The sequence below is a fragment of the Halarcobacter sp. genome, from assembly GCF_963675975.1.
Lineage (GTDB): Bacteria > Campylobacterota > Campylobacteria > Campylobacterales > Arcobacteraceae > Halarcobacter.
Genome location: NZ_OY780939.1, coordinates 1,557,057 through 1,573,481, shown reverse-complemented (window position 1 = coordinate 1,573,481; position 16,425 = coordinate 1,557,057). Strand labels below are relative to the sequence as shown.

At 27.6% G+C, this 16,425-nt stretch carries 11 protein-coding genes and 1 tRNA gene; 5 read left to right on the top strand and 7 right to left on the bottom strand.

Going from position 1 to position 16,425, the window contains the following annotated elements; translation table 11 throughout:
- Positions 1-8: 8 nt before the first annotated feature.
- The 4 genes from ACKU3H_RS07680 to ACKU3H_RS07665 all read right to left on the bottom strand — a co-directional run bounded on the left by ACKU3H_RS07680 (position 9) and on the right by ACKU3H_RS07665 (position 5,580).
- Entirely contained in the window at positions 9-3,080 is a 3,072-nt protein-coding gene (locus ACKU3H_RS07680) for an efflux RND transporter permease subunit (protein ID WP_320036391.1), read from the bottom strand.
- Complete coding sequence (locus ACKU3H_RS07675; protein WP_320036390.1) at positions 3,061-4,134, bottom strand: efflux RND transporter periplasmic adaptor subunit; 1,074 nt, start codon at positions 4,132-4,134, stop codon at positions 3,061-3,063. The genes ACKU3H_RS07680 and ACKU3H_RS07675 overlap by 20 nt, the downstream gene beginning before the upstream one ends.
- A 9-nt stretch (positions 4,135-4,143) precedes the next feature.
- The gene (locus tag ACKU3H_RS07670) at positions 4,144-4,746 is read right to left on the bottom strand and encodes a TetR/AcrR family transcriptional regulator (RefSeq protein ID WP_320036389.1); all 603 of its coding nucleotides are present in this window, start codon (positions 4,744-4,746) and stop codon (positions 4,144-4,146) included.
- Between the two features lie 129 nt (positions 4,747-4,875).
- The gene (locus ACKU3H_RS07665; protein ID WP_320036388.1) at positions 4,876-5,580 is read right to left on the bottom strand and encodes an SDR family oxidoreductase; all 705 of its coding nucleotides are present in this window, start codon (positions 5,578-5,580) and stop codon (positions 4,876-4,878) included.
- Positions 5,581-5,677: 97 nt separating this feature from the next.
- On the opposite strand from ACKU3H_RS07665, the gene ACKU3H_RS07660 reads away from it, so the two are divergent.
- Positions 5,678-6,379: a rhodanese-like domain-containing protein gene (locus ACKU3H_RS07660; RefSeq protein ID WP_320036387.1), complete on the top strand. Its 702-nt coding sequence runs from the start codon at positions 5,678-5,680 to the stop codon at positions 6,377-6,379.
- Positions 6,380-6,383: 4 nt separating this feature from the next.
- Here the strand turns inward: ACKU3H_RS07660 and ACKU3H_RS07655 are convergent, their stop codons facing one another.
- Positions 6,384-8,549 (bottom strand): hypothetical protein, encoded by a 2,166-nt coding sequence (locus ACKU3H_RS07655; RefSeq protein WP_320036386.1) that lies wholly within the window; start codon positions 8,547-8,549, stop codon positions 6,384-6,386.
- A gap of 337 nt (positions 8,550-8,886) precedes the next feature.
- Between ACKU3H_RS07655 and ACKU3H_RS07650 the strand changes: the two genes are divergently transcribed.
- The 3 genes from ACKU3H_RS07650 to ACKU3H_RS07640 all read left to right on the top strand — a co-directional run bounded on the left by ACKU3H_RS07650 (position 8,887) and on the right by ACKU3H_RS07640 (position 10,387).
- Entirely contained in the window at positions 8,887-9,195 is a 309-nt protein-coding gene (locus ACKU3H_RS07650; protein WP_320036385.1) for a F0F1 ATP synthase subunit C, read from the top strand.
- Between the two features lie 132 nt (positions 9,196-9,327).
- A tRNA-Leu gene (locus ACKU3H_RS07645) sits at positions 9,328-9,412 on the top strand.
- 111 nt (positions 9,413-9,523) lie between these two features.
- Entirely contained in the window at positions 9,524-10,387 is an 864-nt protein-coding gene (locus ACKU3H_RS07640; RefSeq protein ID WP_320036384.1) for an SDR family oxidoreductase, read from the top strand.
- Between the two features lie 325 nt (positions 10,388-10,712).
- On the opposite strand, the gene ACKU3H_RS07635 is transcribed toward ACKU3H_RS07640, so the two are convergent.
- Both ACKU3H_RS07635 and ACKU3H_RS07630 read right to left on the bottom strand, forming a co-directional pair.
- The gene (locus tag ACKU3H_RS07635) at positions 10,713-12,266 is read right to left on the bottom strand and encodes a BCCT family transporter (RefSeq protein ID WP_320036383.1); all 1,554 of its coding nucleotides are present in this window, start codon (positions 12,264-12,266) and stop codon (positions 10,713-10,715) included.
- Positions 12,267-12,449: 183 nt separating this feature from the next.
- A complete protein-coding gene (locus ACKU3H_RS07630; RefSeq protein WP_320036382.1) occupies positions 12,450-14,918 on the bottom strand; it encodes a sensor histidine kinase in 2,469 nt (822 codons plus the stop codon).
- Positions 14,919-15,084: 166 nt separating this feature from the next.
- Here ACKU3H_RS07630 and hcp point away from each other — a divergent pair, with 166 nt between their 5' ends.
- Positions 15,085-16,410, top strand: a complete 1,326-nt coding sequence (gene hcp, locus ACKU3H_RS07625) for a hydroxylamine reductase (RefSeq protein ID WP_320036381.1) — start codon at positions 15,085-15,087, stop codon at positions 16,408-16,410.
- The last annotated feature ends 15 nt before the right edge of the window (positions 16,411-16,425 follow it).

Sequence of the window (16,425 nt, the reverse complement as noted above, 5' to 3'; positions counted from 1 at the left end):
ATCTTTCCTTAGTTTAATTTTTCTGCTTTATAAAAAATTGCATAAAATACTGGAACTAAAATCATTGTAAGCATTGTAGCTACAACCAATCCAAAAATAATAACAACTGCCATAGATGCAAAAAATGGATCACTAACAAGAGGTATCATCCCAAGAGCTGTTGTCAGTGCAGCCATAGATACAGCTCTTAATCTATTTATCCCTGAATGATATATTGCTTCATTTAAAGGTAATTTATTTATCTCATTTTCTAAAGTTATTTCATCAATTAAAACAATTGCATTTTTTATTAACATACCAGAAAGGGACAAAAATCCAAGTAAAGACATAAATCCAAAAGGTAAATCCATAATTAAAAGTCCCAAAACAACCCCTATTAAAGCAAAAGGTACAGCTAACCAAATAATAAGTGTTTTTTTAAGGGAATTAAATAAAGCAACCATAATTAGAACCATCAAAATAAAAAATAAAGGAAGTGATTGAATAATTGGTTTTTTAGCATCATTTGAACTTTTATATTGTCCATGCCATTGCACATAATATCCATCTTCAAAATCAATATTATCAACTTTATCTTTTATATCAAAAAGTAAATCATTTGGAAGTTTTCCTTCAATAGGATCAGCATGAATAGTTAATGCTCTTTTTCTATTGTATTTATAGATAATATCATCTTCAAAAACTGTTTTATATGATGTAATTAGTTGTTTTAAAGGTATCATTTTATTTGCTACAGGGGAGAAAATTTGTATATTTTCTAAATTTTTAACATCTTCTCTTTCCGTTTTTGGTGCTCTTAAAATTATTGGTAAAAGCTCTGTACCATCTCTATAGACACCTATTCTTCTTCCTTGAAAGGTATCTAAAATTGCTTGAGCTATATTATCTTTTGTTATTCCATTTAAATTTGCTTTTTCGTAAGAGATTACAGGTTTTAAAACTTTAACTCTATTTCTCCAATCACCTCTTACACCTTTTGAATAAGGTGATTCCTCAAATATTTTATAAACTTTTTGCTCATAAAATCTTATCTTATCTAAATCTTTTCCAAATATTTTTGCTTGGACTTTTCCCCCATCACCTGGTCCTAAAATAAATTTTTTTCCATATACATTTAAATCTGGATATCTATTTTTTGCTATGTTTTCAATCTCTTTGATTATCTGTTCAGATTTTGTGTAATCTTTTACATCAATCAACATCTGTGCAAATGCAGGATTTGGCTTTTCTGGATCATAAGTTAAGATAAATCTTAAACTACCACTTCCTATAAAAGTTGAGATATGTTCAACTCCTTTTACATTTAAGATATCTTCATTTAGATTATCAAGATATTTTGTTGTAGTTTCTATTGATGAGCCTTGAGGAAGAAAGTAATCAACAATAATTTGAGGTCTTGAAGAATCAGGGAAAAAACTTTGTTTAACATATTTGAAATTCATTAAAGATAATACAAATATTATTAAAGCAACTAAAACAATCAAAAATCTATGGTTTAATGCAAACTTTAAAGTACTACCATATAATCTATAGATTATAGATTTATATTCATCTTCAGATGATTGTTGATTATCTCTTTTTTTTCTATGTGGTTTTAAAAACTGCACTGCTAAAATAGGAGTTAAAGTCATTGCAGTAACCCATGATAAACCTAAAGATATCATCACTACAAAAAATAAAGACCTAGTAAACTCCCCTGTTGAATCTTCTGATAATCCAATTGCACCAAAAGCTAAAATCGCAATAATAGTTGCACCAAGTAAAGGCCAAGCTGTTTGTTTTACAACTTTAGAAGCTGCTTCTTTTGGATTCATTCCCCTATTTATACGAACTAAAATTCCATCTACAACAACTATTGCATTATCAACTAACATCCCAAGAGCTATTATTAAAGCTCCTAAAGATACCCTTTCAAGTAAAATACCAAGCATAGGCATAAAAATAAAACTTACAATAATAGTTACTAATAAAACAGTTCCTATTATCAAACCTGAACGTAAACCCATAAAAAGTAGTAACACTATAATTACAATACCTACTGCTTGGATTAAATTTATTATAAAAGAATTAATTGATTTTTTTACATCTTTACCTTGATGGGAAATTACACCAATTTTGATACCCAAAGGTTTATCTTTTTCCAGTTCTTTTAACTTTTGGTCAATTAATTCTCCCATTTTTACAACATTTCCACCCTTTGCAGTAGATATCCCTATTGCAATTGAATTATGACCATCATATTTTAAAAGTTCACTACTAGGTTCTTCATATGAATCTTTGATTTTAGCAATATCTTTTAAAAATATTTGAGAAGTACTAGCCTCACCTTTGATAATAATATTCTCTAACTCTTTTACACTTGAAAAACCATCTGCATTTACTCTTATAAACTCTGTTCCAACATTTATCCTACCAAAATTTGGTATTAAATTTTTTATATACAATTCATTTATTATTTGCGTCTTAGAAATTCCAAGTTGAGCCAATTTTTCTTTATTTATTTCTATTATTAAAGCTCTTTGTTGTTCCCCAAATGTATCAATTTTTCCAACACCCTCAACCAATATTAACTCTTTTTTCAAAAAGTCTACATAATCTTTTAATTCTTCATAAGAGTATTCATCCCCATAAATTGATAACATAATTCCATAAACATCCCCAAAATCGTCATTTATATAAGGTCTATCTACTCTTGGAGGTAAATAGGTTTCTCCTATTTTTTTCCTAAGTTCATCCCAGATTTGTTGAAGATCCTTTGATTTATATTTATCTTTCATCCGTACAATTATTAAAGATTGTCCTGCACTATTTTTTGTAATTATTCTTTTTACATAAGGTAAGGTTTGAATAGTCTCTTCAATTCTATTTGAAACCTCTTTTTCTACCTCTACAGCTGTTGCTCCTGGATAATTTGTAATAATCAAGGCATCTTTAATTGTAAATTCAGGGTCTTGAAGCTTTCCTATTTTTTCATAAACAAACAATCCATAGGCTACACCTAAAATTGTGAGCATATAGATTAGTAATTTATTTTTTATACTAAATTTTGCAAAATCCATTTTATTTATCCAATTTTTCATACTCTTTTACTTCATCATTAGATTCTAAAAATCTAACTCCTGAAATAACTATTCTTGAAACATCATCTAAACTACTTAAAACCTCCACAGAATCTCCTGAAACTTCCCCTACAATTATTTTTTGTTTTTGAACTCTGTTGTTTTTATTTACTTGCCAAATAAAACTATTTTTTGATTCATCTGTAAAAACTGACTTATAAGGTATAAATATTCTGTTTTGTTTTGATTTTTTAATTAAAGCTTCTACTTGTGCAGTCATCCCTGGAAGTATTGTTGCATTTTTTTGGTGTGGCATTTGTAATGTTGCTTCAAAAGTTCTTGTAACCTCTTCAGCTGTTGTAGAAATATCTATTAGTTTTGCTTCATATCTTTTTTCTGCTAGAGTTACATAAAAAGTGATTAGAGATGAAATATAATCAGGTGATAAATTTCCTTTAAACTTTAAAATATCACTTTCAGGAACAAAAAATTTAATTTTATATGAAGAGTTATCTTGCAAACGAACAATAGCTTGTTTTACTTTTACTCTAGCAAAATCATCTACTAGTTTTTTTGCCATAACTCCATCAAATTCTGCTATTAACTTAGTCTCATCTAAATTTTTTTTAGCAACTTGTAATGCAGCCTTAGTTACATCAAGATTTTGTTTTTGCTTCTCAAAATCTACTTTTGCTATAAAGTTTTGTTCATAAAGTTTTTTATATCTATTATAATCAATTTCAGCCTGAGTATAATTTGCTTTTGCAGAGTTGTAGTTTGCTTTATATATCTCATCATCAAGTTTAGCAATAACAGAGCCCTTTTCTACTCTTTCTCCCTCTTTATAATAAAACTTTACAATCTTACCTGCAACTTCAAAAGCCATATTTGTATCTTGAAAAGCTTCAATTTGAGCTGGATATTCAAAAGACTTTACAATATTTTTACTATCTTTTAAGTCTAAAATTTTTACAACTTTTATTTTCTCTTTTTCAATTTTTTCTTCTTTTTTATCGCTACATCCTATAAAAAATGCTGCTGATATTAAAAAAACAATTAATATATTTTTATTCATTTAGTTCCCCTATTTTTCAACTATTGCATCTAATAGTATATTTGACAAAAGTTCAGCTATATAATTTAATGTTTTTTCACTATTTAGTTTTAATTCATTGTCATTTGCCAAAGGTAAATTACTCATTTTTATAGTATAAAAAGTTTCTATTGTTCCGTAAATAAAACTATGAACAGCATAACTATCCATACTTTTATATTTTTCTTTTAGGTTCAATTTTTTGATTATATCTTCTAAATATCTAGTTTCCTCATCAAGATGGGGAATAAAACTTTCATCTACATTTACTCCAAAATTTGCTTTTTCTCTCAATGCCAGTGAAACTATATACGGATTTTGTTTTATACTAAAAACTATTGCCTCAATATAATCTTTAAAAAGTTCTTTAGGATCCTTGTTTTGGTCAAAAATTGCTTTGATATTATTATTTCCTCTAGTCATTTCGCTTTTTATAACTTCGTTATATAAACTTCTTTTATCTTTAAAGTGATAATAAATAGTTGCTTTGTTTATATCAAGTTTTTTTACCAAATTATTCATACTTAAAGCATCAAATCCAACTTTTGCAAACTCTTTTGCTGCTACATCTAATATTAAATCTTTTGTTTTCATTTTATTCTTTTTTAACTAACCGTTCGGTTAGTTTTTATTAAAATAATATATTAAAAAAAATTTATTGTCAAGTAAAAAAGAATAAATAGGGGTTTGAGCAAAGTAAAAACTTTGCTCTAAAGTGGAGGATTATCTTACGTATGAAGCGTTGTTAAAATCTACAGTAGTTCCATTTACATATTCAGGACAATCTGTAGCTAACCAAAAAATCACTTCTGCTGCTTCCTCAGGTTCAGCGAACCTACCACAAGGTACTGCTTTTTTAAATTCAGCTTTTCTCTCTTCTGAATTATCTTTTTGCATATCAGTTTCAACAGGACTTGGAGCAATACAATTTACAACAATTCCATGACTACCTAATAGTTTTGCAAATATTTTAGTAGCATTTATAAGTCCAGCTTTTGCAATCCCATACCAAATATCAGGATGTCCAATTTGCCCTGCAATTGATGCTGTATTTACAATCTTTCCATAACCTCTTTTTTTCATCCCTTCACTAAATAGTGTCATAAGTTCAACGGGTGCATAAAGATCCACATTCATAATATGTTCTTTTGCTTCTAAAGGATAATTGTCATATGTATATTTTGGTTGCATATAACCTGCGTTGTTAACTAAAACATCAATCTCTCCAACCTCTTTTACTAAATCTTTAAGACCATCCATATTTGATAAATCATACTCTATTGTTTTTACTTTTGGATTATCTTTTAATGGGAAATTTGAAAAATCTCTTGCAACAGCTATAACTTCAAAATCTACTTCTAAAAACTTTTTAACTACTTCTAAACCTATACCTTTATTTCCACCTGTTACTAATACTCTATTTAACATTATATTTCCTTTTCTTATTTTTTATGTTATAGATAATAATGAAATTATATAAAAATTTTATTATTTTTCAAATATACTCTAAATAAAAAGGATAAAAATGAAAACAATTCTTCTTATTTTAACTTTTATAGTCTATTCTTATGCAGTTGATCCTATTATGTTGCCCCTAAAAGGAGTGAAAGTAACACACCAATTTACTAATGGAGTAAAAAAAGATTATGTAATTCAAAGGGAAGTTGATTCTAAATGTATGGATATTGCAATCAATGTAGAAAACTTTCAATCGGGGAATCTAGCTTCAAAAAATATTGATAATATATGTAAAAAAACATTTATTGTAACAAAAGGTATAATCCAGCCTCTTATTTTAACTGATGGTGTAAAAACAGTAGCAGAAATAGAAGTGTTGGATTTTATTGAAAACAGATCTTCAAAAGATAAAAACAAATACGTTTTAGTAGATAGCAGAACAAATGATTGGTTTCAAGCAGGAACTATTCCAAGTGCAGTTAATATCCCTTATGATGAATTAACATATGATGAAGATTTTGAACTTGAATATGAAAGAGCTTATGAATTATTGGGTGTAAAAATTTTAGAAAAAAACAAATATGATTTTTCAGATGCTAAAACTGCAATTTTCTTTTGTAACGGAGCTTGGTGTGCGCAATCTCCAAGAGCAATTAAACAATTGGTTAAAATAGGTTATCCAAAAGAAAAAATTTTGTGGTACAGGGGAGGAATCGCTTCATGGGCAGGACTATCTTTAACACTTACAAAAAAACCAGAGGCTAAATAGCCTCTTAGTTTTGACCAAACATCTCTTTAAATGCTTTTGCTATCTCTTGGTCTGTAGCAACTCTTTGTACTTTTGCTGTTTTTACAGTTTTTTGTATCTTTGGTTTTGTTTCATTTTTATTAAATAGTTTATCAAGATTGATTTTATCTCCAAGTTTCTCTTGAATCTTCTTCTCTAATTTTTCTTTGTATTTCTCTTTTATTTTTTGACCTGCTGCTGATTTTAAAAATGCTTTAGTATCAACTGATATTTTTGGATTAGATAAGTTTCCTTTTACAGTAGTATCAAAACTATAATCTTTTATTTTAGATTGAATTAAGGCAACAACTGTATTGTTTTGCGTATTAATTGTACTACTTGGAACTACAATTGAAGTATTTTTACTTTTCATATCAACTACTGAATTTATGATATTATCATTTATATCACTTTTTAATTCTACTTTTTCATAAATCTCTTTTGTAATATCAAATTTTGCAAATGTATTAATAATATTTGAAAACTCATTTTCTATAAATTGACCATTTAATAAATCACCATATACTTTTCCAACTTTTGAAGCCAAATTATAATCTAGATCGATATTTGATTTTGATTGAAAAATCTCTGGATAATATAACATGTGAGTTAACTGTTTTACTTCAACATCTTTGATATTTGCTTTGAAATCATCATTTAATAAATTAAATTTTATATCTCCACCAAACAATGAAGTGATACCATCTACACTAAGATTTTCTTTTTCTTGTTTGATATTACCATCAACTTTTAATGAACCTCTCATTTTTTGTTGAGTTACATCAAAAAGTTTTGATAAATCACTAGCAAGTAAACTATAATCACTTATAAAACTTGTATCTTTTACATTAAATACAGCTTTTTTCATATCCAAATTAGCCATACTAGTATCAACATTTACAAGAGAGATAGCTCTAGTATCTTCTAAATTTGTTGTAATATCAGCTGTGAAATTAAGATTTTCTTTTAATTTTTGATTGAATTGTTTATTTACAATTGGATTATTTACTAATCCATTAGAGATTTTAGTAGTAATAGTTCCAGCTAAATCTTCAATATTTGCATTATCCACTTTTGCAACAATATCAAGTATACCAGTTGCATATTTTGGTTGATTTACTAAATTAAGTATTGATTCAATTTTCGCATTACTAATAAGAATATTAGCTGATTTTGGTTTTGAATCTTCAACTTTAAGATCATAAATAGTTTCACTACTAAAAATATCACTACTACCTTTTAAAGTGATATTTTTATCTTCAATTAAAACATCTCCTTTTGTAGAAAATGAACCATTTAATTTTTGATTGATTAAAGCTTCTAATTTTGATAAATTTTTAACAAATAAAGAATAATCACTGTTGATTACCATAGTATTTAGATTAATATTTGCATCTTTTATATTTAACTTAGCTATCGAACTATCAAAATCAACTTTTGTATTTGCATTATTTGGAATCAGATTTGTAGTAGTTTTTGCTTCAAAGATAATTGGAAGTTTATCCTCTTTTAGCTCTTTATTAATAGCTTTAGCATTTAAAACACCATTTGTGATTGAAGTATGAATAACTCCGTCTAAAGTTGGTATTTCAGCATTGTTAACATTTACATTTACATCAAGTAAACCTTTTGCGTAAATTGGTTGATTTACCATATATAAAAGCTCTTGAAGTTTTGCTTGCTTCATATTGAAAAAGATATTTATAGGTTTAAAGTTCACAAGTTGAACTTTATATGCTGTTTTACTAGAAGCTACTAAACTATCTCCACTAATTGAAGCTTTCTCTTGATCACCTACAATTGAACCTTTTGTAGAAAAAGAGCCATTTAGTTTTTGTTTAGTTATATTTTGAAGTTTTGATAAGTCTTTTACATTTATATCATATTTTAAATCTACACTTTTAGCAAAAATATTTAATTTTCCCTCTATATTTATCACTGAATTTTCATCAAGTGTTGCTTTAAATAAAATATCACTCATAGTTAATTTAAAATCATTAACTTTCATGTTTACATCTTTTTGTCCTTCATTTACTTTAGTTTCTATTATAGAAGCTACGTAAGAGTTTCCAGGACTTGTAAATAGTACACCATAAATTGCACCAATAATTATAATTATAAATAATGTAAGACCGAAGAATAGTTTTTTCATTAGTTACCTTTTGTGTTTACTTTTGTATTTGAAGATTTAAGGATTATACAGCAATAAAATTGAAGTCCTTATTATGTTTTTTATTTAAGTAAACAATCTGTAACTTAAAAATAAATGATAAGCACTGCAAATACCTAGCTGTAGAGTTTAATAAAAAATATTAATATATTTACATAAAGTAACACTATGCAAAATTTATAACAGTTTTAGAAAAAAGTCTCATTCTTTATAAAAGTTTAATTAAAAAATTTATAAAATACCACCTATGCAAAGTGATAAGTAGGGATACGCAAGCCGAACGGACTTTGTTAAAAAAATAAATTTTAAGGAATATAGAATGAAAAAAATCGTTCTTTTAATGCTAGCTTTAGCTGGTTTTGCTTTTGCTGCTGAAGCAGAAGCTGGTGAATTATTAAAAGCTTACTCTGTAGTTGCTGCAGGTGTTGGTCTTGGTCTTGCTGCACTTGGTGGTGCTATTGGTATGGGTAATACTGCTGCTGCAACTATTGCTGGTACTGCTAGAAACCCAGGTTTAGGTGGAAAATTAATGACTACTATGTTCATTGCATTAGCGATGATCGAAGCACAAGTTATTTATGCATTAGTTATTGCGATGATCGCATTATATGCTAATCCATTTATGTAAGATCTGATTTAACTACAGATATTATAAAAAACCTAAAAGGTCAAGAGTTCTCCTCTTGGCCTTTTTTTATTTCTAAATTTTAGAATTTAAACATTTTTTTAAAGCTAAAAAGATATAATCTCAATCTTCAAAGCGACCGTGGTGAAATTGGTAGACACGCTATCTTGAGGGGGTAGTGCTTTCGGGTGTACGAGTTCAAATCTCGTCGGTCGCACCATTTAATTTATAAAAATTAATTTTAATATACTACAAGTAACCATACGATAATAATTATTTAAATAACAATAAAGATACAATTATAATATGAATATTAATACTAGGAAATATTATGAATATATGTTTAGTAGGTGCAACAGGATATTTAGGTCAACATTTAGCAAAAGAGATGAATAGTAGAAAAATCAATCCCATAATTCTAACAAGAAGGTGGAATGAAGGATTTGATTCTATTATAAAAACTAAATATGTTTATCAAGTTGATTTCACAAATCCTGCTTCATTAAGTCAAAAGTTACATGGTGTTGATATTGTTATTTCAACACTTGGAATAACCCGACAAAAAGATAATCTGACTTATATGGATGTAGATTATCAAGCAAATCTAAATATTTTAAATGAAGCTATAAACTGTGGTGTGAAAAAATTTATTTATATCTCTGCATTAAATGGAGATAAATTAAAAAATATAAAAATATTTGAAGCAAAAGAAAAGTTTGTAGAACAATTAAAAAAATCAAATCTAGAGTATTTAATAATTAGACCAAATGGTTTTTATTCGGATATGAAAGATTTTTTACAAATGGCAGATAGCGGTAGAGTTTATCTTTTTGGAAAAGGAGATAAAAAATTAAATCCAATCGATGGTACAGATTTAGCTAAATTTTGTTTAGATTCTATAGATTTAAAAAATCAAGAATTAGAAGTTGGTGGACCAATAATATATTCCCATAAAGAAGTTGCAAACCTTGCTTTTAAAATCTTAAATAAAAAACCTGAAATCACCTATTTACCAGATTTTCTAAGAAAATTTATTTTAAAAATATTACCTATATTTTTATCTTCAAAAACCTATGGGCCAATTGAGTTTTTTCTAAGTGTTATGGGAATAGATATGATTGCTCCAAAAGAGGGAAAATATACTTTGGAATCTTTTTACAAAAATGAAATTAAAAAAAGTCCTAATAATATTTAAATTCTTTTTTGAAACATGAGTTAAATGATAATTACTATTAAAAACAATAAAATCATTAAGGCATTTATTAGTATAAACAACCATGAGCTTTACTGCTCCAACAGGTAGAAGTTTACATCAGGTCAAGCTACTATAAATCAAACTGTAACTATGGGAGTAACTAATATAGAAGATTACTCTAAAACAATTAATTCTCATGTAAAAAAAGATATAGGTTTATACAAAGCAAAAGAGACTGGTAGAAATAAAGTTTGTATTTCATAAAATAAAACAGTAAAGTAAAATAAGAAAAGTGATTTTATTAGATTAGGAAAAGCTTCCTAATCTATATTTTTTCAGTTTTTAAACCTTTATATAATGATACACACATAACCAATAATACAATTGTAAAAGGTAAACCGGTAGTTACAGCACCTGCTTGTAATGCCTTTAATGCTTCTTTTCCTCCAACAAAAAGTAAAGACCCAGCAATAAGACCTTCAACTACTGCCCAAAATATTCTTTGAGGTACCGGCGCATCAACTTTACCACCTGCTGTGATACTATCAATTACCAATGAACCAGAATCTGACGAAGTGATAAAAAATACAAGTACTAATACAATAGCTAAAAAAGAAGTAATTGATGCAAAAGGTAAATGTTCTAACATTTGAAACATAGACAGAGATACATCAGAAATACCATTTGCTAATTCTCCTATTCCAGAAATTGATTGTTTTAGAGCTGAACCACCAAATGCACTCATCCATAAAATAGTAATTACTGTTGGTATTAATAATACTGCAGAGATAAACTCTCTTACTGTTCTACCTTTTGAAATTCTTGCAATAAACATACCTACAAATGGCGACCATGATATCCACCAAGCCCAATAAAATACAGTCCAACCATGGAACCAATCAGTATCATCTCTTCCAACCCAATTACTAAGAGGGATAATATTTACAATATAATCCTTTGCTGTAGAAAAAAATGTTGAAAATATACCAAATGATGAACCAGCTAAAATTACAAAGAATAGTAAAAATACAGCAATTAACATATTTATATTACTTAAAAGTTTAACACCACCATCAACTCCTCTAATAACTGAAAAAGTTGCTATTGCTGTAACAAAAATAATAATTGCAACTTGGGTTGAAATACTAGCATCTACTCCAAATAAAAAGTGTAATCCACTACTTGCTTGCTGTGCACCTAGACCTAAAGAAGTTGCTAAACCAAATATGGTTGCTAAAACAGCTAATAAATCTATAATATGACCTGGCCATCCCCAAATCTTATCACCAAAGATTGGATAAAATGCAGATCTAACTGTTAATGGCAACTTTTTGTTATATGTAAAAAATGCCAAAGATAAAGCAACAACACAATATATAGCCCAAGGGTGTAATCCCCAGTGATACATTGTCGCACCCATTGCCATACTTGCTGCTTCAGGAGTATTTGCTGCTACACCTAATGGAGTTTTATACCATGCAGTATAATAAGCAACTGGTTCAGCAACACTCCAAAACATAAGTCCAATACCCATACCTGCTGCAAAAAGCATTGCAAACCAAGAGATTCTAGAAAATTCAGGTTTTGCATCTTTTCCACCAAGTCTTATTTTTCCAACTGGTAAAAAAATAAGAACAAAACAAAAAAGAACAAATATATTTCCCGCTAGCATAAATAACCAATCAAAATTATTTATAGACCACCATTTTGCACTTTCTAAAGCCTCTTTAGCTCCTGCTGGGAACAATAGAGTTAATATTACAAACAATAAAATTAACACTGCACTCATAAAAAATACTGGGTTATGTAAATCCATTCCCATTATTTCAACATTATCTTGACCGACTTCATAGTCAGTATCATATACTCTTGCTGACATTAAATTTTCCTTTTTGATTTATGTGAGAATATTACAATATTTTATTAAAAATATTACAATATTGATGATAGATTTGACATACTTTATGTCATTTTTTATCATAGCATATGTTATTGTTTTAACATATACTATATTAAATACAAATAAATTTAGATTTTTTGATAGATATTATGGAGAAAAGTTTTAATATAATTCTTCTATATTAAAACTCTTTTTTATTACTTTGTTTGCAAAGTTTTTAAATTTAGATTTTTCTTTATCTTCTGAAATAACAATTAAATCTTCTTTTTTTATATTGTTAATAATTTTATCTATATCATTTTGAGTTAGATTTTTTTCCTCTATTAAAACTTTTGAAGTTTCTTTTTTATATTTTTGTATAACCTCATCCAATATTGTTGTAAAAGATGTATCAAAATGTTTTTTTATCTCCATAATATGATGCATAAAACTTATTGGGTCATTATTATAAACTAATATCATATCTTTCAAAACTTTGCTTTTAGATAATTTTTTTAGTTCAAAATTCTTTTTAAATAGCTCATCTATTTTATCTTCATTTTTAGGTATAAATACTTCAAACCTACTACCTTTTCCAATTTCACTTGAAACTTTTATATCTCCATCTAAAAGCTTTAACAGATCTTTACATATTGCAAGTCCAAGACCAGTACCACCATATTGTCTGGTAGTACTTGCATCAACTTGTTTAAATCTATCAAAAATATGTTCCAATTTATCTTCAGGTATACCTATACCTTCATCTTCAACTGATATTTTAATAAATTTACCTTCATCTTCTACTTTAAAAAATATGTTCTTATCTTTTGGCGTAAATTTTAAAGAATTAGATAATAGATTTTTTACAATTTGTTTAATTCTAGCTTCATCACTATGAATAAAATTCAAACTTTTATCCATCTCTAAATTGAGTTTTATCCCTTTTTCTTCAGCTTGAGAACTAAACATATCATTTATATTTTCCATTAACTCTTTTATATCTAAAGTTGTATAATCAAGTTGGATATGTCCAGCTTCAAGTTTAGATATATCAAGTACATCATTTATAAGATATAACAAGTCTTTCCCACACTTATTGATTATCCCTAAACTTTTTATTTGTTTTTCATCTAGATTGCCAGTATTATTGTTTTTCATCAATTCACTAATAACATTAATTGAGTTTAATGGTGTTTTTAGTTCATGACTCATATTTGCCAAGAAGTCATCTTTTGCTCTAGATAACTCTTCTGCTAACTCTTTGGCTTCAAAAAGTTTTCTAGTACTATCATTTAATTCATTCATCATACTTGAAAAGTTTTGGTTTAGTTGTTCTATTTCTCTAATATCAGTTTTTATAAGTTCAACTTTTGAATCAGTTGATTTTATCTCGGAAGTTTGATCTGATAACTTTATGATTGGTTCAGTTATAACTTGAGAAAATTTATTTATTCTTTTTAAAAGCATATAAAAGAATATAATATAAAATAAAAATAAAAATCCTATTGCTAAGTATCCTATCTGATTAGATAACTCTTTTAAACTTTCAATTGAACTAAAAATCTCTTTTTTATCTATTAAAACCATAAGTTTCCAATCTGTTGCACTTACTGTTTGTTGCAAAGTTAAATAGTCATTCTCTTTGATTTTTAATGAATCTGATTCTAAATTATTTTCAATAAGGTTTTTAAAATGTGATGCAAATGGGGATTTATTTTTTAATATATTAAACTCTTCAGGTTTTTCTATAGTTTTTAAAATATTATCAGTATATAAATGTTTTTTTAACTCTTTTAGTCCCAAAAGGTCTTCAATTTTTTCAGGCATAGCAATTATCATACCATCTTTATTAATCATAAAAAGTTTTGCATTATATGCTAGTTTTGTATTTAAAATATTTTTTACAAAACTATCAATAGTTATATCTAAACCTGTTACTCCCTCTAAAAAATCACCATTGTAGATAGGAACAATGCAAGAAAGCATCCAACCATTTCCTGCTGGGTCCAGATAAGCCCCTGTCCATACAGGTTCTTTTTTAGGATTATGTTCTAAATCAGCCAAATAGTAAAAATTGTAATCTTCCATTTGAATATGAGGACCATATTGTTCATATACTTTGTCAATAAAAGGATAAAGTCTATTCATATTGTCCCAGCTATTAAAATATGTTGCAACAATAATAGGATTTATCTCTGTTATACTTTTAAAACTAGTATCCATTGCTTCAGTAAAAGTAGCTTTTGCTCTTGCTTTTTCATCTATTTTTGTTTGGGCAGAGTAATAAACACTTGAACCAACTTTATTAGTTTTATAAAAAACACCATTTTCTGCAACATCAAAACTAGGTTCACCATTTGGTAAAGCAGTGTATTTAGGATTATTGAATATTACTTGATGTTCATTTTGCAAAAGCTTTGCCATCATCGAAACTTCATTTAATTTATCTTCTATAAGTTTAACTTCATTTGATAAGATATCTTTTGCATGAGATTGAGCTTCTCTTAATAGTAAATTTGTGTTTTTTGATGAAATATATGCATTTATTGAAAAGTAAAGTACTAATAATGCAACCTCAACTACTAAAATGGGAATTAGTGAAAACTTAACAAAATGAGAAGCTAAAACTTGTTGAAGAAATTTTTTTGCCATCTTTTTCCTATATTAATTAATTATTGATTATTAAATATCTTAACTTAAATAACCATTACAATTATACACTAAGATGGTACTATAATAGTATTATTGATTCCAATCAATGAAACTCATCTTTATTTCATATAGTATTGCAACTCAAGAAAAAAATAAAGGAATTTTTATGAGTATGTTTTGTTATCAATGTGAAATGAGTGCCCCAAATGGCTGTGGTTCAACAGGAGCTTCAATGGGTACATGTGGAAAAGATGAAAACCTTGCAAGACTTCAAGATATTATGATTTTTGGATTAAAAGGATTAAGTGCATATAGAGAACACTTAAATGAACTAAAACCAAATGAAACAAAAAATGTAGACGATGTTATAAGTGAAACTTTATATTTCACACTTACAAATGTGAACTTTAATTTTAATGACCATATAAACCAACTAATGAAAGTTGGAAGTGCAGGAGTTGAAGTTATGGATAAACTATCAAATGCACACACAAACAAATTTGGTATTCCAACACCTGTAAAAGTTAGCCAAAATGTGGTAGAGGGAAAAGCTATATTAGTTACTGGACATAATTTAGATATGTTAGAAAAACTTTTAATAGCAACAGAAAATAAAGGGATAAATATCTATACTCACTCTGAGATGCTTCCAGCTCACGCTTACCCTGAGTTAAAAAAATACTCTCACCTAAAAGGAAATGTTGGAAAAGCTTGGTTTGACCAAGCAAAACTAATGGAAAAATTTAAAGGAACATTTGTAGTAAGCACAAACTGTATTGTTCCACCAAAGAAAAATGCATCTTATGTAGATAGAGTTTTCACATATAAAATTGTAGGAATAGAAGGTGGAACAGCTATAGTTGATGATAACTTTGATGAATTGATAGAAAAAACTTTAGAGTGTGAAGATACAAATATGCAAGAGAATCTTACTTTAACAACTGGTCATCACTATAAAACTATTTTAACTTTGGCACCACAAATACTAAAAGCAGTTGAAGAGGGAAAAATTAGACAATTCTTTGTAGTAGCAGGTTGTGATGCACCTGGAAGTGCAGGAAATTATTATAGAGAGCTAGTTGAAAACTTACCAGAAGATTGTGTGATTATAACTTCAAGTTGTGGGAAATTTAGATTCAATGATATCGATTTTGGAGAGATTGAAGGTACTGGAATTCCTAGATATTTAGATTTAGGTCAATGTAATGATTCAAATGGTGCAGTTGAGATTGCAAAAGCTGTAAGTTCAGCTTTAAATACTCCAATAAACGATTTACCAATCTCTATTGTTCTTTCTTGGATGGAGCAAAAAGCAGTTATTATTCTTTTAGCCCTATTCTCATTAGGTGTAAAAGATATCTATCTTGGACCAAAACCACCACAATTTGTAAACGAAGATATATTTAACTTCTTAGTTGAAAACTTCAACCTTCACTTAACAGGTGATGCAAAAGAGGACTTAAAAAAACTTCTTATAGAAAAAGCAGCATAAAAGCTGCTTTTGAAA